Source organism: Rhodococcus sp. NPDC003322 (genome assembly GCF_053589555.1).
Genome location: NZ_JBSFSC010000005.1, coordinates 426,258 through 451,328, shown reverse-complemented (window position 1 = coordinate 451,328; position 25,071 = coordinate 426,258). Strand labels below are relative to the sequence as shown.

The following is a 25,071-nucleotide window of genomic DNA, read 5'->3' as shown; positions in this document are numbered from 1 at the left end:
CAACACCGAGGCAGGCCGGTCGCACAGGGCCGAAAGTCACCGCTGCCGGCCCCCGGCCACCCGGCGGCTCGCTCGCGGGTCGTCGGGACGGTCAGGAAGGGCCGAATGGCCCTTTCGGCGGACACGTCGGGTGGTGACGCTGGATCTCGAGGGAAGGAGTCGTGATGCATGCGCGGCACACCATGAGCAGTCCGGTCACCACCGTGACACCGGCGACATCGGTCGGCGAATGCCTCCGTCTCGTCGAGGAGTTCGGATACACCGTCCTGCCCGTGGTCGACGACGCCCAGAAGCTGGTGGGCATCGTCTCCGAGGGCGACCTCCTCCGCGAGAAGTTCCGCACGCCGCGCCCGGTCGACGAGGCCGTCGCGGAGGCGATGACGAGTCCGGTGGTCGCGATGACCCCGGACGCCGACGTCAGCGACCTCGCCTCCGCGATGCTGCGGTCGGGATTGCGCGGGATACCCATCGTCCACGACCACGACGTGGTCGGGATCGTGACCCGGCGGGATCTGATCGGCGTGCTGGCAATGGACGACGGTCACATTCAGCGGGAGGTGCAGCACCGGCTGGACGTGTACGCGGGAACCCGACGCTGGACGGTCGCGGTCGCCGAGGGCAGAGCGGAGATCGCCGGCCTGACCGACGCCGATCCGGAACTGGGGGTCGTCACGGCGCTGGCGGAGACCGTTCCCGGTGTCACCGAGGTTCGGTTCGCCCAGGCGTGAGCCGCGCGGATCCGCCGGGGCCGGTGGCCCTCATCGGATCGAGAACCACGGCTGTGCCCGGGGTGTCCGGGCACAGCGCGAGCACGTCCCGGAATCCGCCGGCGAGCGATTCGGTGAGCGTACCGAGGTCGGGGACGGAAGCGGTGTCGGCGTTGATCCCGACACCGCACCAGGACGTGTAGGACAGCAGCGTGACATTGAAGGCCGAACCCAGGGTGGGGCTGAACGCGTAGTAACGGAGCACCTCGGCTCCGGCCGTGAACAGCGGTATCGGTGAACCAGGCACATTCGAGGCGAGGAAGTCGACGTTCTTGAGCATGTTGCCCAACGTCGATGCAGGGAGCAGGTTCAGAGCGCCGGCGATGGCGGGTGAGTGCGCCACCGCGGGCTCGTGTCGCAATCGGTCGACAACCGAGTGGACGTGGTGGATCAGATCGGCGGGATCGTCGATATCGGTGCGCAACGCGAATCGCGCGAGCGTGATCCGGTTGCCGCCCAGGGGGTCCTCGTCTGTGCGCAGGCTGATGGGCATGGTCAGCCGCAATTCGTGCACGTCCGCCCCGTGATGGCGGTGGTATCGCGCCATACCCAGCAACACCGATGCGAGGAATCCGTCGTTGACGGAGCCGCCGCCCGCCGCGGCAGCCCGGTCGAGCGCCTGCATCGAGACGTCGAGCACCGCGAGTCGTCGCCGGGTGCTGCGAGCGGTCATCACCGGGGACAGCGTGCTCAGGATCGGACGCGTGAACCGCGTCGTCGACATCACCGCGGTGACGTTGTCGCGCAGCGTGCCTGCCGGGTGCCGCGCGAATCCCACACTCTGTCTGGCCAGCGTCGTCGACGCCTGCCGAACCAGCCGGCCCGCGGTGTCCCGGTACCAGTCGAGCCCGCCGGGGAAATGCGATGTCGCCGCGTCCGTTGCGGCAGGCGCAGCGACGCGGGACGCGTCGTGCGGTCCGCCTTCCCTGGTGAAATCCACGATCTCCCGGGCGATCTGCATGCCCCCGACCCCGTCGGTGAGGCTGTGATGCACCTTCATCACGAGGGCGGTACGGCCGGAGTCGAGCCCGCTCAGCAGGGTGAACTCCCACAGCGGACGGTCCTTGTCGAACGCCGTCATCGCGGCGACCCGCGCGAAGTCGAGCACGCCGTCCCAGCCACCCGGCTCCGGCACGGCGAGTCGGCGCAGATGCCAGTGCAGGTCGAAGTCGGGGTCGTCCACCCAGCGGGGCGGGGCCGGACTCAACCGGTCTCTGACCGCCTTGCGCCGGAAGATCGGGATCTGCCGTGTCGCCCGCTCCATCATCTCGACGAAACGCGTCCAGTCGGGGTGCCGATCGAGCAGCGCGACGGCGACGATCGTCGAACGCAGGATCGGGTCCGCTTCCATCCGCCACGACAGGTGATCCGTCTGCGTCATGTGGTTCATCCGACCGCCTCACTCGCGATGGTGGCTGCGACCGGCGATCACGGTGATTGCTCGGCCCGCAACGTCTGCATGCGCTCCTGGTACTCCGCCGTGTCGATCTCTCCGCGTGCGAACCTCTCGGCCAGAACCTGTTCGGCTGCGCCGCCCGAAACGGGTGGGGGCGCCGGGGGTGGGTTGTGGCCCGCATAGCGGATCAGCGCGACGACAGCCAGAGCCAGCACCCCCCAGAAGAGCGCCATGCCGATCAGCATCAGCGCATAGCCCCACCCCCATCCACCGGGTCCGTACATGTACATCACAGCCAGGCCTCCCACTCTGCACGTCGCTGCGCCGGGACCGGGTACAGCCCACTGCACCCCGCTTGTTCAGTGTCCCGCGTCCCCGTCGTCCGCCACAGGGTCTTTCGGCCCAACCCGGGGGCGGGTGCTCGTCCGGTGACGATGCCGCGGGAGTGTGTATGGGGTCGTTCGGCCCTAGCCCGACCCGGGCCCGGCGGGTTCGATGGCAGGCAGAGGCGTGCACACGTTGGAGTTGAACGACGCGCCACGGGATTCTCGAGGGAGGAATCGTCATGCGCACACTCGTCGTCTACGAGTCGATGTTCGGAAACACTCGTCACGTGGCGGAGGCGATCGCCCGGGGTATCGGCGCCTCGGGCGAGGTGAAGACCGTCGCGGCGTCGCGCGCCGATCAGGAGGATCTGTCCGGCTACGACCTGCTGGTTGTCGGCGGTCCGACGCACGCACACGGGATGAGTCGCCCGTCGACGCGTCGCGGAGCGGAGAAGACGGCCGCCAAACCCGACAGCGAGGTGGAACTCGAACCGGACGCGGAGAGCGAGGGCATCCGCGAGTGGCTCTCGTCGTTGTCGCCCGCGCACGGCCACGCGGCCACGTTCGACACCCGCGGGGACGCGCCCGCGTTCCTGACCGGAAGGGCGTCGAAGGGAATCGGGAAGAAGCTTCGGCACCTGGGATACGACCTCGTAGCGGAGTCGGAGAGCTTCCTCGTCGACAAGGAGTCGCACCTGGAGACGGGCGAGGAGGACCGAGCCGAGCAGTGGGGCCGCTCGCTCGCCCAGCAACCCTGACACCGGTCAGGATCGGAGACCTCGATGACGGATCACGTGAATCTGACCTTTCACGGGGCGGCGAAGACGGTGACCGGCTCGTGCATGGAGTTCTCCACCAACGGGACCAGGATCCTGGTCGACTGCGGTCTGTTCCAGGGGTCACGCAGCCTCGAGACGCTGAACCACAGCGCGTTCGCGTTCGACCCGCACGAGATCGACGCGGTTGTCGTGACCCATGCCCACATCGACCACTGCGGGCTCCTGCCCAAACTGGTGGCCCGAGGTTATGGCGGATCGATCTTCTGCACCGACCAGACCGCGGATCTGCTGGAGTACATGCCTGCCGATGCCGGACGAATCCAGGAGTTCGAGGCGTCCCGCCGAAACCGTCGGCGTGATCGCGTCGGCGAGGACTCCTTCACCCCGCTGTACACCGAACGAGACGCCGTCATGACATGGCAGCGGACGCGCCCGGTGCCGCTCGGCGAGTGGTTCGCTCCCGCACCCGGCGCACGGGTTCGGCTGTGGAATGCGGGACACATTCTCGGAGCCAGTTCGGCGGAGGTCGAACTGGCCGGTGTCCGCGTGTTCTGTTCCGGCGACCTCGGTCCGCGGAACAAGGCCTTTCACACCGGGCCCGCGGGGCCCTCCGGTGTGGATCACGTTGTCTGTGAATCCACCTATGGCGGCCGCGCACGGGCACGGCTGACCATCGCCGAACGGCGCGGCCTGCTCGAGGACGAGGTCAACCGGGCGATCGCTCGCGGCGGCAATCTGTTGATTCCTGCGTTCGCCCTCGAGCGGACGCAGGAACTGCTGCTCGACATCGCATGCCTGGTCGACGAGAACCGAATTCCCAAAGTGCCGGTTTTCGTGGACTCACCGTTGGCGACCCACGCCACCCGGGTGTTCGCCAGGCATGCGCGGGAACTCGAGGATCTCGGTGGGAGGGACATCTTCCACCATCCCGCGATTCATTACGTGGACAACGCCGCCGCCTCCGCACGGATAAACGACATGTCGGGAGTGATCGTCATCGCGGCCTCGGGTATGTGCGAGGCGGGGCGCATCCGCCATCACCTCGTGCAGAATCTGCCCAGGCAGGATTCCACTGTTCTGTTCGTCGGGTTCCAGGCTCAGGGGTCGCTCGGTCGCGTGATCCTCGACGGCGCGCGGCGAGTGCGGATCTCGGGCACGGACATCAACGTGCGGGCTCGGATTCGACGGATCGACAGCTACTCCGCACACGCCGACCAGACCGAGCTGCAGGACTGGATCAGGGAACGCAAGCCGATCTCGGGCAGCCTCTTCCTGACCCATGGTGAGCCGACGGCGCTGGCGGCGCTGGCCCAACTCGCTGCGGAGGCGGACCCGTCCCTGAAAGTCGTCACCCCGGAGATCGGCGAAGGCTACCGGCTACGGCCCGGAACCCCCGCGACGCTGGTCCAGACCGCCCGTTCGGACGCGGCGCAACTGGTCGGCCGGGACTGGCAGAACGACTACGCGGATTTCACGGTGACACTCAAACAGCACCTGGCTCTGATCGAGGACCCCGAGGATCGGCAAACGGCCATCGCCGAGATGCGGAAGATACTCGACGGATACGCCGAGCGGCGCACGCGGGCCCACGGCTGATCACGCACGGCGTTCCAGCCGCAGGGCGCGCTGCGCAGGTACCGCTCGACCCTACTTCCCCGCCTCTCCGCCTGCCTTGATCTCGACGTGCTTCGCCGGGGCCGGGGCCTCGGCCACCGGAACCGTCACCGTGAGGATCCCATCGGCGTAGGTCGCGTCGATGGCGTCCTCGTTCGCGCCCGCAGGCAACGGCATCGAACGGTAGAAGCTGCCGTAGTGGAACTCCGACCGCAGGCCCTCTTCCTGCCTTTCGGTGCGTTCGGCCTTGATGGTCAGCTGGCCGTCCCGGACGCTGATGTCGACATCCTTGGCCGGATCCACCCCGGGCAGTTCGGCACGCAACGTGTACCGGCCCTCGGCGAGATGCTCCTCGACCCGGATCATGTGACCCTCGATCGCCGTCCATGGCGACATCGACTCGAACCGGGCCACGAGGTCCGACCAGTCCGGCATCGCGGGCCAGATCGACGGTGGCTGGGTGGGACGGTGTGGCGACAGCATGCCCATGATTTCCTCCTTGCGCGACAACACTGTTCCGACCCCTTCACGTCACACCCCGGGGCCGGCGGGCGATAGGGCCGAGTGTCGTCGGGCCGGGGACCCATGTCACCGCCGCCCGCTCAGTGCGGTGCGTGCACGACAAGCAGCGGGCAGGTCACGGTGTGTATCAGTGCCCGGCTCGTGGAGCCGAGCAGCAGGCCGGCGAATCCACCGCGGCCCCGGCTTCCGACCACCACCAGCTGCGCCTGTGCCGACTGCTCGGCGAGCTCTCGTGCGGGCTTGTCCTTGACCACGACCCGGCGGACGCGGACGTCGGGAAAGTTCTCGCCGAAACCCGCGAGGCGCTCCGCGAGCTGCGCGTGTTCCCGCTGGTGAATCGACTTCCAGTCCAGTCCGCGGTCCGCGTTGAGCAAACTCGCGAGGTTGGTGTCCGACCATGCGTGGACCGCGACGAGTTCGACGCCGCGCAGTGACGCCTCGGTGAATGCCTCCGCGAGCGCTGGTTCGCTGTTCCGGGTGCCGTCGACACCGACGACAACCGGGCCGCATTCGGGTTCGGCGCGTTCTGGGATCACCGCGACCGGACAGCGGGCGTGTGCGGCGACCGCGGGACCGACCGAACGCGGACGGTCACCCGCCTCGTCGCCGAGCCCGCGTGAGCCGACGGCCAGCAGGCCCGCGGTGGCGGAGCGCTCGAGCAGGATGCCGGCGGGGTGACCCCACGTCAGCTCTGCGTCGATGTCCAGCGGGTGCGGTTCCGCCGCCGCGCGTGCCACCTCGAGCGCGTGCGACAGGAGGCGGTTGCCCTCGCGTTCGTGATCGTCGACGAATGCTTGCGGCAGACCGGCGGGCACCCCGTGCTTGCCCGCGACGAACACGGTCGAGATCAGGTGCAGCGGCGCCGAGCGTCGCACCGCAGCGCGCGCCGCCCAGTTGACCGCGTCGTAGGCGGAGTCGGACCCGTCCACTCCCACCACTATCGGAGCGTGCGTGTTCATGACGTTCTCCTCAGTGCGATCTCGACAGCGCGATCTCGACGTGCACGACGCTCCCCTCCCGCGAACGCTTCGTCGGCAGACCGGTTTCGTCGATGACCTTCAGCATCGTGACGTTCTCGAGCAGCACCTCCGCGACGAGCGTGCGGATGCCACGCTCCCGGGCCATCTCGGCGAGGCGCGCCAGCAGCGTGGTGCCGATGCCGTGGAGTTGGTGATCGTGCCTGACGATCATGGCGATCTCCGCGGTTTCCGGGTCGTCGAGAACCACGAGATTCGCGACGCCGACCAACTCGCCCGCGTCGAATGCGCCGACGGCGCCGTGCCGCCGGTCGACCGCGGCGAGCCTGGACACCAGTGGCGCGAGATTCTTGGGCCGCGCGGCGAGGAACCGCAGATATCCGTCGTGCTGGTCCACGGACTCGTGCAATTCGACGACCGCCGGGGCGTCGTCGGCCGTCAGGGCCCGGATCCGGATCGGGGCGATCGCTCGCTCGACGTCCGTCATGCGACGACGGTAGTCCCGACCGCTTCGGTTGCCCAGCCTCACCGGTGTCGACCCTGCACCCGGCGGCCGGAACTGACGTACGGTGATACCCGGGAGCGGGAGGTTTCCGCATGATCAAGGTCTTCCTGGTCGACGATCACGAGGTCGTGCGCCGGGGATTGGTCGAACTACTGGCCTCGGATCCCGAACTGGAGGTCGTCGGCGAGGCGGGGACCTGTGCCGCTGCACTGGCCCGGATACCGGCTCTGCGACCGGACGTGGCGGTGCTCGACGTGCGACTACCCGATGGCAGCGGCATTGAGCTGTGCCGCGAACTGATGGCCCGACTGCCCATGCTGCACTGCCTGATCCTGACCTCCTTCACCGACGAGGAGGCGATCCTCAGTTCGATCCTGGCCGGCGCGAGCGGCTACGTGGTCAAGGACATCAAGGGATTCGAACTGGTCAGGGCGGTGCACGAGGTCGGCGCGGGCAAGTCCATGCTCGACAGCAACGCCGCCGCCGCGTTGATGTCGAAGCTACGGGCGTCGGAGGCGGAGGACACCGGTCCCTTCTCCGGCCTCTCGGACCAGGAGCGGACGCTGCTCGAGCTGCTCGGGGAGGGCCTGACCAATCGGCAGATCGCGGCCCGCATGTTCCTGGCCGAGAAGACCGTCAAGAACTATGTTTCGCGTCTGCTCACCAAACTGGGCGTCGAACGGCGCACGCAGGCCGCCGTGCTGGCGGCGAAGGTGGAACCCCGGGCACGCTCGTGACCGCCGCACCACGATCCGTGACAGGAGGTGAGCCGTGACCGGGAAGGCCCGGGACGGGAGCGCGGACCTGGTGCTGGGGTACCTCACGAGGGACGCTCGCTCGACCCCGTCGGACGTCCGGGGCCGGGTGCTCGAGATCGCGCGCGCGAGACAGAATGTCGACGGCCTGCTCGGTGCGATCCTGGCGGTGGCCTCCGGGCTCGATCTCGACGACACCCTGCGCACCATCGTGCACGCGGCGATCGGCCTGGTGGACGCGCGGTACGGCGCGCTCGGTGTGCTCGGCCCCGGGGACGAACTCGTCGAGTTCATCTACGAGGGGATCGACGAGCAAACCCGCGAGCTGATCGGCGACCTGCCCCGCGGCCGCGGCGTTCTCGGCGTCCTGACGACCGATCCCGAACCGATTCGGATCGCGGATCTGTCGACCCACCCGGCGGCGGTGGGATTCCCCGCCCACCACCCGCCGATGCGCACGTTCCTCGGTGTTCCCGTGCAGACACGCGACACCGTGTTCGGGAACCTGTATCTCACGGAGAAGGCGGACGGGAAGCAGTTCACCGCCGACGACGAGGTCGTCCTCGAAGCCCTGGCCGCCGCGGCGGGTATCGCGATCGAGAATGCCCGGCTGTACGCACTGTCCCAGACCAAGCAGTCCTGGCTCGAAGCCACCCGCGAGATCACCTTGGCATTGTTGGCCGGGAACGAGCCACCGGTGGTCCTCCAGGTCGTCGCGGACAAGATGCTGGAACTGACCGGGTCGTCCTGCGTCCTGCTCGCGGTCCCGGACGATCCCGACGCCGAGCAGGAGTCGGTGACCGAGTTGGTGGTGAGCGTGGCGGCCGGGACGACACCGGTCGACGTCGTCGGCCGCCGGATTCCGCTGCCCGGACCGGGATTGGGCGAGGCGTTCCGCACCCGGCGACCCGTGTGCGCCGATCGGTTGACGCTCGACCCCGGCCCGAACGCGGTCACGTTGCCCGGTGCGGCACTCGCGCTCCCGCTGCGCGCCGCGAACGCGGTCTCCGGCGTGCTCGTGTGTCTTCGCGGCACACACGGCGAACCGTTCGACGCGGACGAGCTGTCGCGGATGTCGGCGTTCGCCGATCACGCCGCGGTGGCGCTCACGCTCGCGAACGCGCAACGCCAGATGCGTGAGCTCGACGTGCTGGCCGACCGCGATCGCATCGCCCGTGACCTCCACGACCATGTCATCCAGCGCCTGTTCGCCGCCGGTTTGTCGCTGCAGGGAACCGTGCAGCGCGCAAAGTCTCCGGACGTACACAGGCGGCTGCTCGGCACCGTGGACGAACTCCAGGAGATCATCGAGGACATCCGTTCGGCGATCTTCGACCTGCACGAGGGCGAGGCCGGGGTCACTCGGCTCCGGAGTCGACTGCACCAGGTGATCGCCGACGTCACCGCCGATTCCGGCCTCCGGACCACTGTGCACATGTCGGGTCCGCTCTCCGCCCTGGCACCGGATCTGGCCGACCATGCCGAGGCGGTGCTACGAGAGGCGCTGAGCAACGTGGTCCGCCACGCCAAGGCCACCGCGGTCACCGTCACCGTCACCGTCGACGACGGCCTGCTCCTCGAGATCTCCGACAACGGAAGGGGAATCGCGCGCGGCGAACCCGGGCGCGGTCTCGACAACCTCCACTCGCGCGCCGAGGCTGCCGGTGGAACGGTCACGGTCGACAGCACAGCGATGGAGGGCACCACCGTCCGCTGGCGGGCCCCGGTGCGCTGACGGCCCACTTCCCCACCGGGCCTGCACACCCCGGCCGGATCTCGTTCTCTGTTCGGGAACAGGGATAAACGCGTGCGCGACGTGGATACTGAGAAGGTGATCCGCCCGGTCATCGATCTGCGCTATCACCGTGCCGTCATTTTCGCCGCCGACGTGGTGGTGGACCCGGCCGACCCGACGCGGTGCGCCGAATCCGTTGTCGCACTGGCGGAACGGTTGCACGGCGCCGGCGTCCTGTGTGCGGTGGTCGCGAGCGGTGAGACGCTCGGCCGGTGCGAGGCAGCCGGAATCGGCAGGTGGTTTCCGGTGAGGATCGGTGATGCGACGCCGCAGGACGCCGCGGTTGAACTCGGCGTCGCGCTGACCGGAGCAGTGTTCGTCGCCTCTGGTGAGGATGTCGTGGCCGAGGCGCGCGGTGCCGGATTCGCCCTCGTCGTCGCCGTCGACCGGGCGGAGCGCGGCGACGAGCTGCTGCGCCGCGGCGCGGACGTGGTCGTGCGAGACGCCGCCGAGATCGAACTTCGGGTCGGTGACCGGCGACTGAGCGAGATTCCCGGTGCCCTGACCGAGCGCCGCGCGCTCACCGCGCCGCTTCGCGTGTGCCGGCCCGCCGTGTTCCTCGATTTCGACGGCACGTTGTCCGAGGTGGTGCCGGACCCGGCGGCGGCCGTGCCGGTCGACGGCGTGGCGGCCGCCCTGACGCGGCTCGTGGCCGAGTGCCCGGTGGCGGTGATCAGCGGACGCGATCTCGCCGACATTCGGGCGCGGGTCGGGGTGCCCGGCATCTGGTACGGGGGAAGCCACGGTCTCGAACTCGTGGGGCCCGCGGGTCAGCGGTACGAGAATTCGGACGCGCTCGCGGCGATCCCCGTGCTCGATCGGGTGGTCCGGCAGCTCGAGCAGCGTCTGCGACACATCCCCGGGGTGTTCGTCGAGCACAAGCGGTTCGCGGTCGCGGTGCACTACCGGAACGTGGGCGACGACCACGTCGGCGAGGTCGTGGCCGTGGTGTCCGAAGTGGCAGGCGGTGAGGCCACGCTCCGAATCTCCAGTGGCCGCAAGGTGATCGAACTCCGTCCGAATCTGGACTGGGACAAGGGCCGGGCGTTGCGCTGGATCCTCGAGCGCGTCGTCGATCGGGACGTCGACACCGGGGCGATTCTTCCGATCTACGTCGGAGACGACCTCACCGACGAGGATGCCTTCGATGCGTTGCCGAACCGGGCCGCCGGCATCGTGGTGCGGAGCCCGGAATCCGGAAATCGGTGGTCGGCGGCGCGCTTCGCGGTGGACGGCCCGGTCGAGGTCCGCGAGCTGCTCGAGCGACTGGCCGAGATCGCGGAACTCGACTCCCCGACCGCGCCGAGGGACGGGGCCTGGATTCTCCACTTCGACGGCTACGACCCGGCGGCCGAGAAACTGCGCGAAGCGATCTGCACGGTCGGCAACGGGTACTTCGCCAGCCGTGGGTGTGCACCCGAATCGGTGGCCGGCCGCGGGCACTACCCGGGCACCTACGTGGCGGGCCTCTACAACCGCCTGGGCGACGAACGTGCGGGTGTGGTCATCTCGAACGAGAGCCTGGTGAACGCGCCGAACTGGCTGCCGACGACGTTCCGCGTCGACGGCGGGCCGTGGTTCGACGTCGACACGGTCGACCTGCTCGAGCACCGGCAGGACCTCAACCTGAGACGGGCTGTGCTGACGAGGCGGATCCGCTGCCGCGACGCGGCGGGCCGGACGACGACGCTGCTCCAGCGGCGGTTCGTGGCGATGCACAGTCCGCACGTCTGCGCGCTGCAGACGGTCATCGTCGCCGAGGACTGGTCCGGGACCGTCGAAGTGCGGTCGGCTCTGGACGGTTCGGTCCGGAACAGCCTGGTCGATCGCTATCGCGATCTCGCAGGCACCCACCTCGAACGGGTCCAGGCGGTGGAGCTGGCGCCGGACTCGGTGTTGCTGACCGTCCAAACCAACCAGTCGCGCGTCCCGGTGGCGATGGCGGCCCGAACGACGGTGCGACGCGACGGTGAACTGTGCGAAGGCGGGCGCCGGTGGTTCGACACCGACGGTGTCGTCGGCCACGACATCGTCGTCCACCTCGCGGCCGGTCAATCCGTCACGGTGGAGAAGACGGTGACCCTCTTCACCGGACACGACCACGCGGTCTCCGACCCCGCCGACGAGGCGGCGCGCCTGCTGCCCGGGCTCCGTGGATTCGACAGCCTGCTGGCCGGGCACGCCCTGGCCTGGGAGCACCTGTGGGACCGGGTCGGTATCGACATCGCGGGGCAGGTGGAAGCGTCGCGGATCCTGCGGTTCCACTTCCTGCACCTGCTGCAGACGGTCTCCCGGATCACGGCCGATCTGGACGTCGGTATCCCGGCCCGCGGGTTGCACGGCGAGGCATATCGCGGTCACATCTTCTGGGACGAGTTGTTCGTCTTCCCGGTGCTGACGCTGCGGGGGCCGGCATTGACGCGGTCTCTGCTGCTGTACCGGTTTCGCCGGCTGCCCGAGGCCCGCCGCGCTGCCCGGGCGGCGGGCCACCGCGGCGCGATGTTCCCGTGGCAGTCGGGCAGCGACGGCCGCGAGGAGAGCCAGCAGCTGCATCTGAACCCGCGGTCGGGCCGGTGGCTTCCGGACACCAGTTGGCGGCAACGCCACATCGGCATCGCGGTGGCGTACAACGTGTGGCAGTACTACCAGATCAGCGGCGACGTCGAGTTCCTCGCGTACTTCGGCGCCGAGATGCTGATCGAGATCGCCCGTTTCTTCGCCAGTGTGGCGTCGTACGACCGGTCACGGTCCCGGTTCGTCATCCGGGGTGTGATGGGGCCGGACGAGTTCCATTCCGGCTACCCGGATGCGCCCCAGGACGGGATCGACAACAACGCCTACACCAATGTCATGGCGGTGTGGGTGATCTTGCGCGCTTTCGACGCATTGGATGCGGTCACCGAGCCGGACCGAACGGAACTCGTCAACCGTCTCCATCTGGATGCACCGGAGCTGGCCCGGTGGGAGGAGATCAGTCGCCGCATGTTCGTGCCCTTCCACGATCGGGTGATCAGCCAGTTCGAGGGGTACGGCGATCTGAGCGAACTCGACTGGGACCGCTACCGGCGGCGGTACGGGGACATCCGGCGGCTCGACCGGATCCTCGAGGCCGAGGACGACGACGTCAACCGCTACCGCGCGTCGAAGCAGGCGGACGTGCTGATGCTGTTCTACCTCCTCTCCGCCGACGAACTGCGAGACCTGTTCGGGAGGCTGGGATATCGGCTCGATCCCGAGGACATTCCGCGGACGGTCGACTACTACCTCGACCGGACGTCCCACGGCTCGACGTTGAGCGCGGTGGTGCACTCCTGGGTGCTCGCCCGCGGCAACCGCGAGAAGGCGATGGCGTTCTTCGAAAGCGTGCTCGCCTCCGACATCACCGACATCCAGGGTGGTACGACGGCCGAAGGGATCCACCTGGCGGCGATGGCCGGCAGCGTGGACCTGCTGCAGCGGTGTTTCACCGGCCTGGAGACACGCGGCGACAGGCTGGTTCTCGGCCCGCAGTGGCCGGAGTCCATGGGGGCGCTGGAGTTTCCGATCTTCTACCGCGGTCACCAGCTGTGGTTGACGGTGAGCGGGCGCAGCGTGGAGGTGCGGGCCGCGGCCGGCAATCAGCGACCGATCGAGATCGAGTGCCGCGGCCAGATCGTCGAACTGCGGCCGGGTGCCACCGTCAGGCTCAGTTAGGGCATCTCTCCCAATCCCCGTTTCGGCGCCCCCGGCGCCCAATCGCCGCCCTGCTGCGTTGTCGTCGGCGCCGATACAACCCCGGTATCGGCTTCTCCTCCGCCTTCCAGGACGACGATTGCTTCGCCGGGTGCATCCGGGAGGGATTGGGAGACATGCCCTGGCGATTGACCGACGGGATGGCACCGCCGATACTGGGGATTCACCGGTACGGCCGAACCAACGGCGGAGATCGAGCGGCGCAAGACGGTCCGCTCGCGACGCGAGGAGGGGCCTGTGGAGGGCACCCGGCATCCCGATCAGCAGCAGCCCGACCCCGCACCGGGCGGAGCGGTGCTCGACCGGCGCGGACTCGACGACCTGGTCACGGTGCTGCGTGGCGACGGCTATCGGGTGATCGGCCCGACCTTCGACGACAACGCCATCGTCCTGGGCGAGCTCGAGAACGGTGACCAACTCCCGGACGGGTGGGGCGTCACCACGGCGCCCGGCCGGTACCGCGTGCACCGGCGTGACGACGGGGCGGTGTTCGGGCACTCGTCGGGGCCGCAGTCGTGGAAGCAGTACCTGCATCCGCCGCGCAGGCAGCTGTGGTCGACGAGCGGGGACGACGAGTTCCGTCCGCCACCCGACGAGGAGGTGTCCTACGCGTTCCTCGGTGTCCGAGGCTGTGACCTGGCGGCCATTCGTACGTTGCGGACCGTCCTGGCCGGCGGCGGCGACGGCCGGACCGCGGCGCTGTTCGCGCGGCTGTTCGTCGTCGCGGTGGACTGCACGGAGCCGGGCGGGGTGTGCTTCTGTGCGTCCATGGGCACCGGTCCCGGAGCCGCGGGCGACTACGACCTGCGGTTGACCGAACGCCTGGCCGACGGTGCTCCGCACTATCTCGTCGACGTCGGGACGAGTCGGGGCGCGGAGGTGCTGGCGCGGGTGCCGCACGCGCCCGCCGCACCCGAGGAGGTCGACCGCGCCGCGCAGGAGGTGTGCGCGGCCGCGGACCGGATGGGCCGGCAGATGCCCGACGTCGATCTCCGCGAGCTGCTGCGCACCGCCCGCGATGCCGACGTGTGGGACGACGTGGCGTCCCGATGCCTGACCTGCGGCAACTGCACGATGGTGTGCCCGACGTGCTTCTGCACGAGCGTCGAGGACGTCACCGACCTCACCGGAACGGGTTCCGAACGCTGGCAGCGGTGGGCCTCGTGCTTCGAACCCGAGTTCTCCCACCTGCACGGGGGTGACGTCCGGGAATCGGGGCAGAGCCGCTACCGCCAGTGGATCTCCCACAAGCTCGGCACCTGGTACGACCAGTTCGGCTCGTCGGGGTGCGTGGGTTGCGGGCGGTGCATCGACTGGTGTCCCGTCGGCATCGACATCACCGAGGAGGCCGCTCGCCTGGCCGAGGCGTTCCCGGCCGTCGGCGCGGATCCCACCCGGGGATCGGGATGAATTCCACTGCACCCGAGCAGGTTCCGATGTTGGCCGGGCTGGATCCGGAGCATCTGCGAGCGCTGTTGGGGTTGTCGCGGCTGGTGGAGTTCGCCGCCGGGGAGAACGTCTTCCGGGAGGGCGACCTCGCGGAGCGGCTCTGGCTGGTGCGAGGCGGTCGGGTCCTGCTGCACACCCATGTTCCCGGGCGCGGCGACGTCCCCATCGAGACGCTCGGGGTCGGCGACGTGCTGGGCTGGTCGTGGATGACCGCGCCCTACCGGTGGCATTTCGCCGCCACCGCGCGGTCCGCTGCGCGCGCACACGAGATCGATGCGGAGCTGCTGCGCGAGGCGAGCGCGGTGGACCCGGTGTTCGGGTACGCGGTCGCGTGCGCGTTGTCCGGTGCGCTGGTCGACCGGCTCCAGGCCACCCGGGCCCGGCTGCTGGACCTGTACGGCGAACCGCAGGCGTCACCGCCTCGCACCGACCGGGGCACGCGGTGACGACGTGAGGACCGCGACGGATCCGATGGTGCCCACCCGGTATCTGGTGCGCGACCGGGTGACCGAGACCCACGATTCGGTCACCCTCTCCCTCGTCCCGGTCGGTGCGCCGCTGCCCGATTCCACGCCCGGGCAGTTCATGATGCTCGCCGCCCCCGGCATCGGCGAGGTCGCGGTCTCGATCAGCGGCGCGCCGGGCGGCGGGGAACTTCAGCACACCGTCCGCGCGGTCGGTGCGGTCAGTCGCGCTCTGCACGACGCCCCCGTGGGTTCCACCCTCGGCGTGCGGGGCCCGTTCGGCACCGGATGGGAGCTCGGTTCGTGCCGCGGCCGCGACGTGGTCGTCGTGGCCGGTGGTGTCGGGCTGGCGGCCGTGCGGTTCGCGGTCCTGGCGATCCTCGCGGCGCGTGACGCCTTCCGCCGGGTCGTTCTGGTCGTCGGTGCCCGTGGGTCCGACGAGTTCCTGTTCCGGCGCGAACTGGGCGCGTGGTCCGCCGCCGGGGCCATCGACGTGGAGACCACCGTCGACCGGCCGAGCAGCGACTGGGACGGCCCGGTCGGGTTCGTCACCGAACCGCTCGGGCGGCTGCGTCTGGACCCGGGCCGGACGACGGCCCTGCTGTGCGGCCCGGAACCGATGATGCGGTTCGCGGCGCGGGTGCTGATCGGCAAAGGGGTGGCCGCGGCGGACATCCGCGTCTCGCTGGAACGGAACATGCAGTGCGGCACGGCCCTGTGCGGGCACTGCCAGCTCGGCGAGCTCCTGCTCTGCCGCGACGGCCCGGTCGTCGACTACACCGTTGCCGGGCCACTTCTCCACGTGCGGGAGCTGTGATGACGAAACCGACCCTGGCGGTGTGGAAGTTCGCGTCCTGCGACGGATGCCAGCTCTCGCTGCTCGACTGCGAGGACGAACTGCTCGGACTGTCCGAGGAGGTGACCATCGCCCACTTCATGGAGTTCTCCAGCGCGACTGTCGACGGGCCCTACGACCTCTCGCTCGTCGAGGGATCGATCACCACCGCCACGGATGTGGACCGGATCCACCGTATCCGGGACCGGTCCCGGATGCTGGTGACGATCGGGGCCTGCGCGACGGCGGGCGGGATCCAGGCGTTGCGCAACTTCGCCGACGTCGAGGAGTTCGCGTCCCACGTCTACGCCTCACCCGAGTACATCGACACCCTCGCGACGTCAACGCCGATCGCCGCCCACGTGCACGTCGACCACGAGCTCCGCGGCTGCCCCATCGACCGGCGCCAGCTCCTCGAGGTGCTGACCGCGTTCCTGGCCGGCCGGCGTCCGGACACCCCCGCGACCAGCGTCTGCAACGAATGCAAGCGCCGCGGCCTGACCTGTGTGATGGTCGCGGACGGGACGCCGTGTCTCGGTCCGGTCACCCACGCCGGCTGCGGTGCGCTGTGCCCCGCTCAGGACCGCGGCTGCTACGGGTGTTTCGGCCCGATGAAGGGGCCGAACCTCGCCTCGATGGCGGCCTGGCTGCGCATCTGCGGCATGGACGACGCGGCCATCGACCGGGTGCTGGCCACCTTCAACGTCGCCGCACCCGAGTTCGCCGCCTACACCCACGGCGAGGTCGACCGGCCGGGGGCCGGCGATGGGTGACGAGGACAGGCGACTGATCGTGCGCGCCCTCGCCCGCGTCGAGGGCGAGGGCAGGCTCCGGGTCACGGTCCAGGGCGGCCGGGTCGAACGGGCCGAGCTGAACATCTACGAACCGCCCCGGTTCTTCGAATCGTTCCTGCGCGGCCGGGACTTTCGCGAGCCGCCGGATCTCACCTCCCGGATCTGCGGGATCTGCCCGGTCGCCTACCAGGTCAGTGCGTGCAACGCCATCGAGGACGCGTGCGCGGCGCCTCCCGACGACGCCGTGGTCCGGCTGCGCCGGCTGCTCTACTGCGGAGAGTGGATCGCCAGCCATGTGCTGCACATCTACTTCCTGCACGCCCCGGACTTCGCCGGTGTCGCGGACTCGATCGCGCTCGCCCGCACCGACCGTGCCCGGGTCGAGACCGGACTGCGGCTCAAGAAGGCGGGCAACGCGATCCTCGAACAGCTCGGCGGTCGCCCGATCCACCCGGTCAACGTCCGCGTCGGCGGCTTCTACCGCACACCCACCCGCGACGAGCTCGCACCGCTCGCCGAGCAGCTGCGCCGCGCCCTCGACGACGCCCTCGACACGGTCGCCTGGGCCGCCGGCTTCGACTTCCCCGATCGCGAACTCCCCTACGAGATGATCGCGCTGACGGAGCCCGACCGGTACGCCATCGAGTCCGGGACCGTGCACACCTCGTCCGGTGCCCGGTTCCCGGCCGCGGACTTCCCGGCCCACGTCGTCGAACATCAGGTTCCGCATTCCACCGCGCTGCACGCCCGGCTGGACGGCGAACGGGTCCTGGCCGGGCCGCTCGCCCGGTACTCGCTGGGCAGCGCGAGGCTGTCGGTGACCGCGCGGCAGGCCGCCGCGGCGGCGGGACTCGGCGACGTGTGCCGGAACCCGTTCCGCAGCATCGTCGTCCGGGCCGTCGAGGTGGTCTACGCGGTCGACGAGGCGCTGCGGTTGATCGCGTCCTACGAGCGGCCTGCGCGGCCGGCGCGCGACGTCCGCCCCCGGGCGGCGACCGGTCACGGGGTCAGCGAGGCCCCCCGCGGACTCCTCTACCACCGGTACGACCTCGACGGGGAGGGCGTCATCCGCGATGCGGTCATCGTCCCGCCGACCTCGCAGAACCAGTCGGCGATCGAGCACGAGCTCGCGGGTGTCGTTGAACGGCACCTCGACCTCGACGACGCGGAGCTGACCGCCCTGTGCGAGCGGACGATCCGCAACCACGACCCGTGCATCTCCTGCGCCACGCACTTTCTCGACCTCACGGTGGATCGTCGATGAGCGCGGTGCTGATCGCGCTGGGCGACGAGTTCCGCCGCGACGACGGCGTGGGACCGGCCGTGGCCCGGAGCCTGCACCGGGACGGCGTTCCCGCCCGGACCGTGATCTCGCCCGGTGACCCGATCGAGCTGATCGAGGCGTGGAGCGGTGCCCGGGTGGCCGTCGTGCTCGACGCGCTGCGGATGCCGCACCCGCGACCGGGACGGGTGCACGTGCTCGCCGCCGCCGATCTGCCCGTCGCCCCCTCCGGGTCCCACGGGTTCGACCTGGGCGCGGCGATCGCCCTGGGCGGGGCCCTCGGCCGCACGCCGGCCCGGCTGGTGATCGTCGCCGTGGAGGTCGCCGACGTCGCGCCGGGCCGGGGCCTGTCGCCCGCCGTCGCCGCCGCCGTCCCCGCGGTCGCGCGCGCGGTCGCCGCGGCGCTGTCCGCGGACGCCGAGCCCCGCCGGGACCACCCGGGTCCGGTCGCCGGTGTCACCGATCGGTGACCGGTGCCGCCCTCCGGCGCGCCAGCCAGCGCAAGGCCTCGTCGACGCCCCACACGATGAACGGCAGCGGCAGCAGCGCCGCCACCTGCCAGGGCTGCGGGGCGACTGTTCCGAAGAGGCGTTGCAGGAACGGGACCGTGACGACCAGCGCGGCGAAACACAGTTCGAAAGCGATGCCCCACAACAACAGCGGATTCGTGGCGAACCCGATCCGGGCGAGCGAGGCCCGTCGGGTGCGTGCGGCGGTGGCGGTGCCGATCTGGCAGGCGACGATCCCGAGGAAGGTCATCGTGGTGGCCTGCTGCCAGGTGTGATGCAGCGGCCCCGACCCGACGTCGGCCCCGACGGTCCACCCGCCCGCGACGAGCGTCGCGACGAACAGGGCCATCACCAGAACCGCCGACACGCCTCCGAGGACGCCCCACGCGCGCAACAGCATCGGACCGTCGATCACCGGCTGGGACCGCGGTCTCGGTGCGCGCTCCATCAGCCCGGGTTCCGCGGGTTCGCGCCCCAACGCGAGCGCGGGCAGGGTCTCGGTGCCCAGGTCGATGGCGAGGATCTGCATGATCGTCAGCGGCAGCGGAACCGCGCCCCCGGTGAGGGCGTAGATCAGGAAGGGCACGACCTCCGGCGTCGCGTGCGCGAAGATGTAGACGATGAACTTGCGCACGTTGTCGTAGACCTGCCTGCCGGCCTCGACGGCGCTGACGATGGTCGCGAAGTTGTCGTCGGTGAGCACCATGGTGGCCGCTTCCCGCGCGACGTCGGTACCCGAACGACCCATGGCGACACCGATGTCGGCGCTGCGGAGCGCGGGTGCGTCGTTGACGCCGTCGCCGGTCATCGCGACGATGTGTCCCTGCGCCTGCAGCGCATCGGTGATGCGCAGTTTCGATTCCGGTGAACTGCGCGCGAAGACCAGCTCACCCTCCGTGGCGAGCATCGCGTCGAGTTCGTGATCGGACATCCGGTCCATCTCGTGTCCGCCGATCACCCGGAGACCGCCCCGACCGATGCCCACGCCCTCCGCGATGCCCCGCGCGGTCAACGCGTGATCTCCCGTCACCACGACGAGGCGGATCCCGGCCGTGTGGCAGCGCGTGACGGCGTCGGCGACCTCCGGCCGCGGGGGGTCGACCATGGCCGCGACCCCGAGGAGAACCAGATCGCGTTCCGCCTCGTCACGGCCGAGCCCGGCCGCGGTGGCGGCGTCGAGGCGCCGGTCCGCCAGCGCGAGCAGCCGCCGGCCCTGCCGGGCCCAGGGCGTCACCGACGCGTCGATGTCGGCGCGGTCGGCGTCCGTGAGTGCACGGTCGGCGTCCCGGCCGACGGCGATCCGGGTGCAGCGCGCGAGCACCTCCTCCGGCGCACCCTTGGTGTGCACCCGCGCCCCGTCGTCGGTCGCGTCGATGGTGGACATGCGCCGGAGGTTCGGGTCGAAGTGGAAGTGCGCGATCCGATCGCGGTGATCGCTGCGGGGATCGACGCCGAGCTGCTCGGCGGCGTGCAACAACGCCAACTCGGTCTGGTCACCGACCTCGTCGCCGCCCGGCCCGGCCGGTTCGGCGTTGCTGCAGGACACGGCGGCCCGAGCGAGGCGGTCCGGGGCCGAGCCCGGGGCGACGGCGTCGATCGTCCGGTCGAAGTCGAGGACACCGTCGGTGGTCCGGATCCGGTCCACCCGCATGCGATTGAGGGTGAGGGTGCCGGTCTTGTCGGTGCAGATCACGCTCGTCGATCCGAGGGTCTCCACCGCCGAGATCCGTTTGACCAGCGCTCCCTGCCGGGCCAGGGCACGCACACCGACCGCAAGGGCGAGCGTGATGGTCGGCAGCAGGCCCTCGGGGACGTTCGCGACCAGGAGCCCGATCGCGAAGGTGACGGCGTCGCCGAACGACAGTCCGGCCGCCAGGGTGCCGAGAGGAATGAACGCGATCCCCATCCCGACCGCGACGACGGCGATGAGCCGGGCGACCCGCTTCACCTGCCGCTCCAGTGGGCTCTCCTCGTGTCGCACGCGCTGGGAGAGCGCGGCGATACGGCCGAGTTCGGTGCGCATCCCGGTGGCGAACACGACCGCGGTGGCTTCGCCCGCGGTACAGGTGGTTCCACTGAAGACGATGTCCCTGGCCCGGATGAGCGGGACGTGACTGTCCGCGATGTCGACGGCCACCGCGACCGGTGCGGATTCCCCGGTCAGTGTGGACGTGTCGACCTCGAGCGAGCCCGTGAGCAACCTGGCGTCGGCGGACACCCGGTCCCCCTCGCCGACGACCATCACGTCTCCGGGGACGAGCTCACGCGCGTCGATCTGCCGTTCCGCACCGTCGCGGAGGACCCGGGCATGCGGGGGCAGGTAGGCCGACAGCGCCTCGACCGCCTGTTCCGCATGGCGTTCCTGGGCGAAGGCGAAGCCCGCGTTCAGGAGGATCACGACGACGATCGCGACGGCCAGCGGTCCCGAGCCGGACAGCGCGGCGAGGACGGTGGCCAACCACAGCAGCAGCGCGAGCGGATGGACGAGTTGGCGGAGCAGTTCCCGCCACCACGGCTCGCCGGCCTGTCGCACCAGTTCGTTGGTCCCGGTCACGGTCAGCCGCCGCTCGGCCTCGCGCCCGGACAGCCCTTCGCGACGCGACCGCAGGTCACGCAGGAGGCGGTCCAGTGCCTCCTGGGGATCGGCGGACGGTGGTGGCCCCGCCACCGTGGTGGTCGACGAATGGAGGTAGGAGTGGTGCGCCGACCGGCTCACGCGTGGCCGGTCCGATCGCCGGCACTCGTGGTCTCGAACGTCCAGGACAGCGCGTCGACGGCGGGGACGACGACGTCCGCGCCGCTGCGCCGAAGCGCTGCCGCATGTGCCGCGGGAGCGAGACCGACGACGAGGCCGAATCCGCCGCGGCGGGCGGCCGTGACACCGGATTCGGCGTCCTCGACCACGACCGCGTCGCCCGGGTGCAGCCGCAGTCGCCGCGCCGCTTCGAGGAACAGCGCCGGGTCCGGTTTCCCCGGGAGCGCGAGCCGGTGGGCGTCGTTCCCGTCGACCCGGCTGTCGATCGCGTCGGTCAGTCCCGCGCGGTCCAGCACGGCGGCGGCGTTCCGGCTGGCGCTGACGACCGCGACCTGCACCCCCGCGCGGCCCAGCCGGTCGATGAGGTCCACGGTCGGTGCGATCGGGTGCGGTCCCTCCGCGTCGAGCAGGTCGTGGAACATCCGGTCCTTGCGCTCCGCCAGCCCGGACACGGTCTCGACCTCGCGCCCACCGCGTGTGGCGGGCTCCTCCGGGAGGATGATCGAGCGCGAGGCGAGGAAGGACCGCACCCCGTCGGCCCGATTCTTCCCGTCGACGTAGGACAGGTAGTCCTGCGCGCTGAAGGCCGGCTGTGCAGGGTGGCATCGGGTGAGGAAGTCGTCGAACACCGCCGCCCATGCTCGGCGGTGCAGGGTCGCGGTGTCGGTGATCACCCCGTCGAGGTCGAAGATCACCGCGCGGAACTCCCGGCCGCGCACCCGCACACAGGGGTCAGCTGAGGCGCCACCCGCGTCGGTCGGTTTCACGTTCAGTCCTCCCGTCTTGTACAGCTTCGGCCGCGTTGCCTGTTTGCGTCGCCGTCCAAGGGCGGCGGGATGCGGTGAAGTTGGTGCTGTGTGACAGGTCGATTCCGTGGGTAGCCCATTGCCGTGGAGTCGTGGGGCCTTCTGATTCTGATCTGCGTCGCCGCGTACCCATCTTGGCAGATGACGGGCTCTGGGTCCGGCTATGGAACCCGCCGTCGTCCGGGAGCGGAACGGTCCCCGTGACGCGAGAACTGTGGCATGGGTCCTTCTCCCTGGAGGGGATCTCCAGTCCCTGGGGGACCAATCGTTGCCGGATGCGGGCGGGCCAGCAGCGATCCGCACTTGGGAGAGGATTCTTCCTGTGTACTCGGGGGTAGTCGAGGCGGCATGGAGAAGCAACTTCGCATCTACCTCAACGATCAGCTCGCCCTCGGTGTTCTTTGGCGGGAGATGGCTCGAAGGTCTGAACGCGAGAACCGCGATACCGACCTCGGTGCTGCGCTCGCGCGGGTTTCGGCAGGCATTGCCGAAGATGTCGAGACCTGTCGCACGATGATGCACCGCTTGGGCATCCGGGAAAACCCCTCAAGACCGGCCTGGCAATGGGCGCAGAACGACTGGGACGACTCAAACTCAACGGACGAGCACATGGCTATTCGCCACTGAGCCGGTTCAGTGAGTTGGAATTCCTCACGATGGGCGAAGCCAAGAAACAGTTGTGGACCACCCTGCGCGACATTGCGGGCCTGGACCGGCGGCTTCCCAACATCTACTTCGACGAGCTGATCGAGCGCGCCGAGAGTCAGCGGAGTGAGCTGGATCCGTTCCGCGTCCAAGCGGGAACCGTGGCACTGGCTGCCCCAGTCGGCCGCATGGCCACCTAATGGAGTTCACGCCCCGATCTCGCTACCGCCTCGCACGCCTGCCGCCCGTTGCCCTCCACATCACGGGCGCTGATATCGACGTCCGGTCCCGCGGTCACCTCCCGAAACGTACAGGTCCAGCCCACAGCGGGGACCGTCGCCGGGCGTCGGCCGCTTTCTGGGTTACGGGGATGTCGACAGGCGTTCCGGTGCTCCGTGCAGGTGTAACTGGCGCGGGATCGGGATGGTCGCGGTCGTATTCTGTCCGGCGTCGTGGATCTCGGAGGACCCGGTAGGCGGCGATGATCCGGCCAAGGCATTCATCCTCGACAGGGTCCGACCGGAACCGTGTATCGGGGTGGTGGGCGCGGATGAGTCGGCGAAACGCATGGCCGATCTGATCCTGGCTGGCGGAGGGATCCACCCCCAAGACCTGATACCAGTCCTCTCGCTCGGGGCGGTACTCCATCACCCACGCCTCCTGTCGACCGGCCGGGTCCTGGCGTCGTCGCTACTCTGTGGACTGTTCAGGATCGTCCGGCGCGTTCGCGTCGACCGCCTTCTGTTGGCCGCGGGATGCGACGGTGATGCGACGCCTCTTCGCTTGCTCCTGCGCCGGAAGCGTGACCGTCAACACGCCGTTTTGGTAGGTGGCGCTGATGTTGTCCGCGTCGATTCCCTCGCCGAGGTGAAGTCGGCGTACGAAGCGCCCGGCGAACCTCTCCGAAGTCATCCATTCCACATCGTGTTCGGTGCGTTCGCTACGCATTGCCGTCAGAGTCAGAACACCGTTCTCCACGCTGACTTCGATCGAGCCCGGATCCACGCCCGGCAGGTCGGCGTGCAGCACGTAGTGGTCCCCTGAGCGGTACAGGTCCATCGGGATGAACCGCGGAACCCTCTCCGATCCTGCCCTCGTTCCCAGCATCCGTTCGGTGAGTTGATCGATGTCGCGGAACGGATCGAATCCCAACACGGTTTCGCCTCCTGGTCCTCGTGTGGCGGCTCGGTGATGTCCTTGCGGCGCGTTCAATCCGTCGAGTAACCGGGTCTGGCGCCCGCCGAGCCCCCAACGCGTATCGTCTAGTATAGGTAATCTGTACTGATTGGAAAAGATCTATGAACCTCGCTGCTCTCCCGGCGAGCGCAACTGGGACGGTGTCGGGGTCGAACGACACCCGCGTGCCCAGCGCTGAGGCCCACCAACCGGGGGTGGTGCGGCGCGGCGGCGTTCAGCCGCTCTGCTGCCCGCCCGGAGGGCGGCCGGCGAACATCTGCTCGATCCGGCGCTTGATTTCCTCGGTACTCAAGCTCGAGGACGTTGCAGCGGGTCGCTGCGCTGACGGTTCGGTCATCTTCCCTCCCGAAATGATCTCCAAGCCATGAACGGAACAGCCGTGGCGTCCACGTTCAGCTTCCATACCCCTCGGCGTCGTCCAGCGGCACGGGGAGGACCTGGTCGATCCGGTCGGCTTCGGAGGCGTCCCAGGTAGCAGCCACCTGCGGCGCCACCTCCTCCAGGTTCGGTTCATGTTGATCGACGACATCGAGGCCCTGTTCGATCAGGTCCGCTTCGCTGACGACCGTCAGGGCCGAGTTCGTGTCAGTGGTCATGAGCGCTACCTCCTGTTGCGTTGTTCCTGCCGTAGCTGAGCGTTGTCGGACGTGAGCTGCGCGTTGTCAGAAGTCAGCCGCGCGTTGTCGGACGTGAGCTGTGCGTTGTCGGACGTGAGCTGTGCGTTGTCGGACGTGAGCTGAGAATTGTCGGATTTCAAGCGGGCGTTGGTGGACCTGAGCCAGCTACTACCCGTCTGCAGTTCGGCGTTGCGGCTCTCCAAATGCAGGATCTGGGCGATGCCGGCGAGGTTCACCCCGCTCTCGATGAGCTCGGCGATCCGGTGCAGCCGGTTGATGTCCTCGTCGCTGTACCGTCGCGTGCCCCCGTCGGTGCGAGCAGGGGTGAGCAACCCCTTGCGTTCGTACAGCCGCAAGGCTTGCGGCCCCACACCGGACAGCTCCGCGGCGACCGAGATGCCGTAAACCCCGCGCCCTTCCCGCGCGGACGATTCCTTCGTCATCGACATCTCCGTTTTCAGCTCTCGACCCTTGCCGCACTCTTACTCAAGTGCTATATCTAATCTATACCACGGAATGCAGATAACGTGGTGATTGTTGGAAGGATCAT

Annotated in this window: 26 protein-coding genes; 14 read left to right on the top strand and 12 right to left on the bottom strand. The window is 69.4% G+C overall.

The genetic code is table 11. The features are described from left to right. The first annotated feature begins 164 nt into the window (after window positions 1–164). Window positions 165–728, top strand: a complete 564-nt coding sequence (locus ACWDUM_RS21425) for a CBS domain-containing protein (protein ID WP_450135508.1) — start codon at window positions 165–167, stop codon at window positions 726–728. On the opposite strand, the gene ACWDUM_RS21420 is transcribed toward ACWDUM_RS21425, so the two are convergent. Together ACWDUM_RS21420 and ACWDUM_RS21415 are read right to left on the bottom strand one after the other, a co-directional pair. After that, the gene (locus ACWDUM_RS21420) at window positions 700–2,148 is read right to left on the bottom strand and encodes a wax ester/triacylglycerol synthase domain-containing protein (RefSeq protein WP_450135507.1); all 1,449 of its coding nucleotides are present in this window, start codon (window positions 2,146–2,148) and stop codon (window positions 700–702) included. The two genes, ACWDUM_RS21425 and ACWDUM_RS21420, sit on opposite strands and share 29 nt — an antisense overlap. A 47-nt stretch (window positions 2,149–2,195) precedes the next feature. Continuing rightward, on the bottom strand, window positions 2,196–2,453 hold the full coding sequence (locus ACWDUM_RS21415; protein WP_450135506.1) for an SHOCT domain-containing protein: 258 nt from the start codon (window positions 2,451–2,453) through the stop codon (window positions 2,196–2,198). Window positions 2,454–2,728: 275 nt separating this feature from the next. Between ACWDUM_RS21415 and ACWDUM_RS21410 the strand changes: the two genes are divergently transcribed. Then, window positions 2,729–3,247: a flavodoxin family protein gene (locus tag ACWDUM_RS21410; protein ID WP_450135505.1), complete on the top strand. Its 519-nt coding sequence runs from the start codon at window positions 2,729–2,731 to the stop codon at window positions 3,245–3,247. Between the two features lie 24 nt (window positions 3,248–3,271). Further along, complete coding sequence (locus ACWDUM_RS21405) at window positions 3,272–4,864, top strand: MBL fold metallo-hydrolase (protein WP_450135504.1); 1,593 nt, start codon at window positions 3,272–3,274, stop codon at window positions 4,862–4,864. A 51-nt stretch (window positions 4,865–4,915) separates the two neighbouring features. On the opposite strand, the gene ACWDUM_RS21400 is transcribed toward ACWDUM_RS21405, so the two are convergent. The 3 genes from ACWDUM_RS21400 to ACWDUM_RS21390 form a co-directional block, all read right to left on the bottom strand. After that, the gene (locus ACWDUM_RS21400) at window positions 4,916–5,371 is read right to left on the bottom strand and encodes an Hsp20/alpha crystallin family protein (protein ID WP_450113618.1); all 456 of its coding nucleotides are present in this window, start codon (window positions 5,369–5,371) and stop codon (window positions 4,916–4,918) included. Between the two features lie 113 nt (window positions 5,372–5,484). Beyond that, complete coding sequence (locus tag ACWDUM_RS21395) at window positions 5,485–6,363, bottom strand: universal stress protein (RefSeq protein ID WP_450135503.1); 879 nt, start codon at window positions 6,361–6,363, stop codon at window positions 5,485–5,487. Between the two features lie 10 nt (window positions 6,364–6,373). After that, complete coding sequence (locus ACWDUM_RS21390; RefSeq protein ID WP_450135502.1) at window positions 6,374–6,868, bottom strand: N-acetyltransferase family protein; 495 nt, start codon at window positions 6,866–6,868, stop codon at window positions 6,374–6,376. Window positions 6,869–6,978: 110 nt separating this feature from the next. Between ACWDUM_RS21390 and ACWDUM_RS21385 the strand changes: the two genes are divergently transcribed. The 9 genes from ACWDUM_RS21385 (at window position 6,979) to ACWDUM_RS21345 (ending at window position 18,462) form a co-directional block, all read left to right on the top strand. Next, window positions 6,979–7,623, top strand: a complete 645-nt coding sequence (locus ACWDUM_RS21385) for a response regulator transcription factor (RefSeq protein ID WP_450113615.1) — start codon at window positions 6,979–6,981, stop codon at window positions 7,621–7,623. Window positions 7,624–7,657: 34 nt separating this feature from the next. Next, on the top strand, window positions 7,658–9,376 hold the full coding sequence (locus ACWDUM_RS21380) for a sensor histidine kinase (RefSeq protein ID WP_450135501.1): 1,719 nt from the start codon (window positions 7,658–7,660) through the stop codon (window positions 9,374–9,376). 96 nt (window positions 9,377–9,472) lie between these two features. After that, entirely contained in the window at window positions 9,473–13,129 is a 3,657-nt protein-coding gene (gene otsB, locus ACWDUM_RS21375) for a trehalose-phosphatase (protein ID WP_450135688.1), read from the top strand. A gap of 276 nt (window positions 13,130–13,405) precedes the next feature. Continuing rightward, window positions 13,406–14,578 carry a 4Fe-4S dicluster domain-containing protein gene (locus ACWDUM_RS21370; RefSeq protein ID WP_450135500.1) on the top strand — a complete coding sequence of 391 codons (1,173 nt, stop codon included), beginning with the start codon at window positions 13,406–13,408 and terminating at the stop codon, window positions 14,576–14,578. Next, on the top strand, window positions 14,575–15,063 hold the full coding sequence (locus tag ACWDUM_RS21365; RefSeq protein WP_450135499.1) for a cyclic nucleotide-binding domain-containing protein: 489 nt from the start codon (window positions 14,575–14,577) through the stop codon (window positions 15,061–15,063). The genes ACWDUM_RS21370 and ACWDUM_RS21365 overlap by 4 nt, the downstream gene beginning before the upstream one ends. Before the next feature lie 25 nt (window positions 15,064–15,088). Further along, window positions 15,089–15,898 (top strand): FAD/NAD(P)-binding protein, encoded by an 810-nt coding sequence (locus tag ACWDUM_RS21360; RefSeq protein ID WP_450135687.1) that lies wholly within the window; start codon window positions 15,089–15,091, stop codon window positions 15,896–15,898. Then, window positions 15,898–16,689 (top strand): NADH-quinone oxidoreductase subunit B family protein, encoded by a 792-nt coding sequence (locus ACWDUM_RS21355; RefSeq protein WP_450135498.1) that lies wholly within the window; start codon window positions 15,898–15,900, stop codon window positions 16,687–16,689. Before ACWDUM_RS21360 ends, ACWDUM_RS21355 begins: the two co-directional genes overlap by 1 nt. Then, window positions 16,682–17,974: a Ni/Fe hydrogenase subunit alpha gene (locus ACWDUM_RS21350; RefSeq protein ID WP_450135497.1), complete on the top strand. Its 1,293-nt coding sequence runs from the start codon at window positions 16,682–16,684 to the stop codon at window positions 17,972–17,974. Before ACWDUM_RS21355 ends, ACWDUM_RS21350 begins: the two co-directional genes overlap by 8 nt. Then, window positions 17,971–18,462 carry a hydrogenase maturation protease gene (locus tag ACWDUM_RS21345; RefSeq protein ID WP_450135496.1) on the top strand — a complete coding sequence of 164 codons (492 nt, stop codon included), beginning with the start codon at window positions 17,971–17,973 and terminating at the stop codon, window positions 18,460–18,462. Before ACWDUM_RS21350 ends, ACWDUM_RS21345 begins: the two co-directional genes overlap by 4 nt. On the opposite strand, the gene ACWDUM_RS21340 is transcribed toward ACWDUM_RS21345, so the two are convergent. Both ACWDUM_RS21340 and ACWDUM_RS21335 read right to left on the bottom strand, forming a co-directional pair. Then, window positions 18,449–21,217 (bottom strand): cation-translocating P-type ATPase, encoded by a 2,769-nt coding sequence (locus tag ACWDUM_RS21340; protein WP_450135495.1) that lies wholly within the window; start codon window positions 21,215–21,217, stop codon window positions 18,449–18,451. The two genes, ACWDUM_RS21345 and ACWDUM_RS21340, sit on opposite strands and share 14 nt — an antisense overlap. Continuing rightward, complete coding sequence (locus ACWDUM_RS21335) at window positions 21,214–22,023, bottom strand: HAD family hydrolase (protein WP_450135494.1); 810 nt, start codon at window positions 22,021–22,023, stop codon at window positions 21,214–21,216. Before ACWDUM_RS21335 ends, ACWDUM_RS21340 begins: the two co-directional genes overlap by 4 nt. A 387-nt stretch (window positions 22,024–22,410) precedes the next feature. Here ACWDUM_RS21335 and ACWDUM_RS21330 point away from each other — a divergent pair, with 387 nt between their 5' ends. Both ACWDUM_RS21330 and ACWDUM_RS21325 read left to right on the top strand, forming a co-directional pair. Beyond that, window positions 22,411–22,689: a hypothetical protein gene (locus ACWDUM_RS21330; protein WP_450135493.1), complete on the top strand. Its 279-nt coding sequence runs from the start codon at window positions 22,411–22,413 to the stop codon at window positions 22,687–22,689. Window positions 22,690–22,718: 29 nt separating this feature from the next. Next, window positions 22,719–22,907: a hypothetical protein gene (locus ACWDUM_RS21325; protein ID WP_450135492.1), complete on the top strand. Its 189-nt coding sequence runs from the start codon at window positions 22,719–22,721 to the stop codon at window positions 22,905–22,907. A gap of 94 nt (window positions 22,908–23,001) precedes the next feature. Here ACWDUM_RS21325 and ACWDUM_RS21320 read toward each other — a convergent pair whose 3' ends face one another. The 5 genes from ACWDUM_RS21320 to ACWDUM_RS21300 all read right to left on the bottom strand — a co-directional run bounded on the left by ACWDUM_RS21320 (window position 23,002) and on the right by ACWDUM_RS21300 (window position 24,964). After that, window positions 23,002–23,355: a J domain-containing protein gene (locus ACWDUM_RS21320; RefSeq protein WP_450135686.1), complete on the bottom strand. Its 354-nt coding sequence runs from the start codon at window positions 23,353–23,355 to the stop codon at window positions 23,002–23,004. Window positions 23,356–23,397: 42 nt separating this feature from the next. Next, window positions 23,398–23,862: an Hsp20/alpha crystallin family protein gene (locus ACWDUM_RS21315; RefSeq protein WP_450135491.1), complete on the bottom strand. Its 465-nt coding sequence runs from the start codon at window positions 23,860–23,862 to the stop codon at window positions 23,398–23,400. Window positions 23,863–24,118: 256 nt separating this feature from the next. Then, on the bottom strand, window positions 24,119–24,241 hold the full coding sequence (locus ACWDUM_RS21310) for a hypothetical protein (RefSeq protein ID WP_450113603.1): 123 nt from the start codon (window positions 24,239–24,241) through the stop codon (window positions 24,119–24,121). A gap of 55 nt (window positions 24,242–24,296) precedes the next feature. After that, a complete protein-coding gene (locus tag ACWDUM_RS21305; protein ID WP_450135490.1) occupies window positions 24,297–24,500 on the bottom strand; it encodes a hypothetical protein in 204 nt (67 codons plus the stop codon). 5 nt (window positions 24,501–24,505) lie between these two features. Next, entirely contained in the window at window positions 24,506–24,964 is a 459-nt protein-coding gene (locus ACWDUM_RS21300; protein WP_450135489.1) for a MerR family transcriptional regulator, read from the bottom strand. Window positions 24,965–25,071 lie beyond the last annotated feature (107 nt).

What these genes read in the sequence shown, in the direction of transcription:
- ACWDUM_RS21425 (WP_450135508.1), top strand. Translation starts at nt 165, where the DNA reads ATGCATGCGCGGCACACCATGAGCAGTCCGGTCACCACCGTGACACCG.
- ACWDUM_RS21420 (WP_450135507.1), bottom strand. Translation starts at nt 2,148, where the DNA reads ATGACGCAGACGGATCACCTGTCGTGGCGGATGGAAGCGGACCCGATC.
- ACWDUM_RS21415 (WP_450135506.1), bottom strand. Translation starts at nt 2,453, where the DNA reads ATGTACATGTACGGACCCGGTGGATGGGGGTGGGGCTATGCGCTGATG.
- ACWDUM_RS21410 (WP_450135505.1), top strand. Translation starts at nt 2,729, where the DNA reads ATGCGCACACTCGTCGTCTACGAGTCGATGTTCGGAAACACTCGTCAC.
- ACWDUM_RS21405 (WP_450135504.1), top strand. Translation starts at nt 3,272, where the DNA reads ATGACGGATCACGTGAATCTGACCTTTCACGGGGCGGCGAAGACGGTG.
- ACWDUM_RS21400 (WP_450113618.1), bottom strand. Translation starts at nt 5,371, where the DNA reads ATGGGCATGCTGTCGCCACACCGTCCCACCCAGCCACCGTCGATCTGG.
- ACWDUM_RS21395 (WP_450135503.1), bottom strand. Translation starts at nt 6,363, where the DNA reads ATGAACACGCACGCTCCGATAGTGGTGGGAGTGGACGGGTCCGACTCC.
- ACWDUM_RS21390 (WP_450135502.1), bottom strand. Translation starts at nt 6,868, where the DNA reads ATGACGGACGTCGAGCGAGCGATCGCCCCGATCCGGATCCGGGCCCTG.
- ACWDUM_RS21385 (WP_450113615.1), top strand. Translation starts at nt 6,979, where the DNA reads ATGATCAAGGTCTTCCTGGTCGACGATCACGAGGTCGTGCGCCGGGGA.
- ACWDUM_RS21365 (WP_450135499.1), top strand. Translation starts at nt 14,575, where the DNA reads ATGAATTCCACTGCACCCGAGCAGGTTCCGATGTTGGCCGGGCTGGAT.
- ACWDUM_RS21360 (WP_450135687.1), top strand. Translation starts at nt 15,089, where the DNA reads ATGGTGCCCACCCGGTATCTGGTGCGCGACCGGGTGACCGAGACCCAC.
- ACWDUM_RS21355 (WP_450135498.1), top strand. Translation starts at nt 15,898, where the DNA reads ATGACGAAACCGACCCTGGCGGTGTGGAAGTTCGCGTCCTGCGACGGA.
- ACWDUM_RS21350 (WP_450135497.1), top strand. Translation starts at nt 16,682, where the DNA reads ATGGGTGACGAGGACAGGCGACTGATCGTGCGCGCCCTCGCCCGCGTC.
- ACWDUM_RS21345 (WP_450135496.1), top strand. Translation starts at nt 17,971, where the DNA reads ATGAGCGCGGTGCTGATCGCGCTGGGCGACGAGTTCCGCCGCGACGAC.
- ACWDUM_RS21330 (WP_450135493.1), top strand. Translation starts at nt 22,411, where the DNA reads ATGGAGAAGCAACTTCGCATCTACCTCAACGATCAGCTCGCCCTCGGT.
- ACWDUM_RS21325 (WP_450135492.1), top strand. Translation starts at nt 22,719, where the DNA reads ATGGGCGAAGCCAAGAAACAGTTGTGGACCACCCTGCGCGACATTGCG.
- ACWDUM_RS21320 (WP_450135686.1), bottom strand. Translation starts at nt 23,355, where the DNA reads ATGGAGTACCGCCCCGAGCGAGAGGACTGGTATCAGGTCTTGGGGGTG.
- ACWDUM_RS21310 (WP_450113603.1), bottom strand. Translation starts at nt 24,241, where the DNA reads ATGACCGAACCGTCAGCGCAGCGACCCGCTGCAACGTCCTCGAGCTTG.
- ACWDUM_RS21305 (WP_450135490.1), bottom strand. Translation starts at nt 24,500, where the DNA reads ATGACCACTGACACGAACTCGGCCCTGACGGTCGTCAGCGAAGCGGAC.
- ACWDUM_RS21300 (WP_450135489.1), bottom strand. Translation starts at nt 24,964, where the DNA reads ATGACGAAGGAATCGTCCGCGCGGGAAGGGCGCGGGGTTTACGGCATC.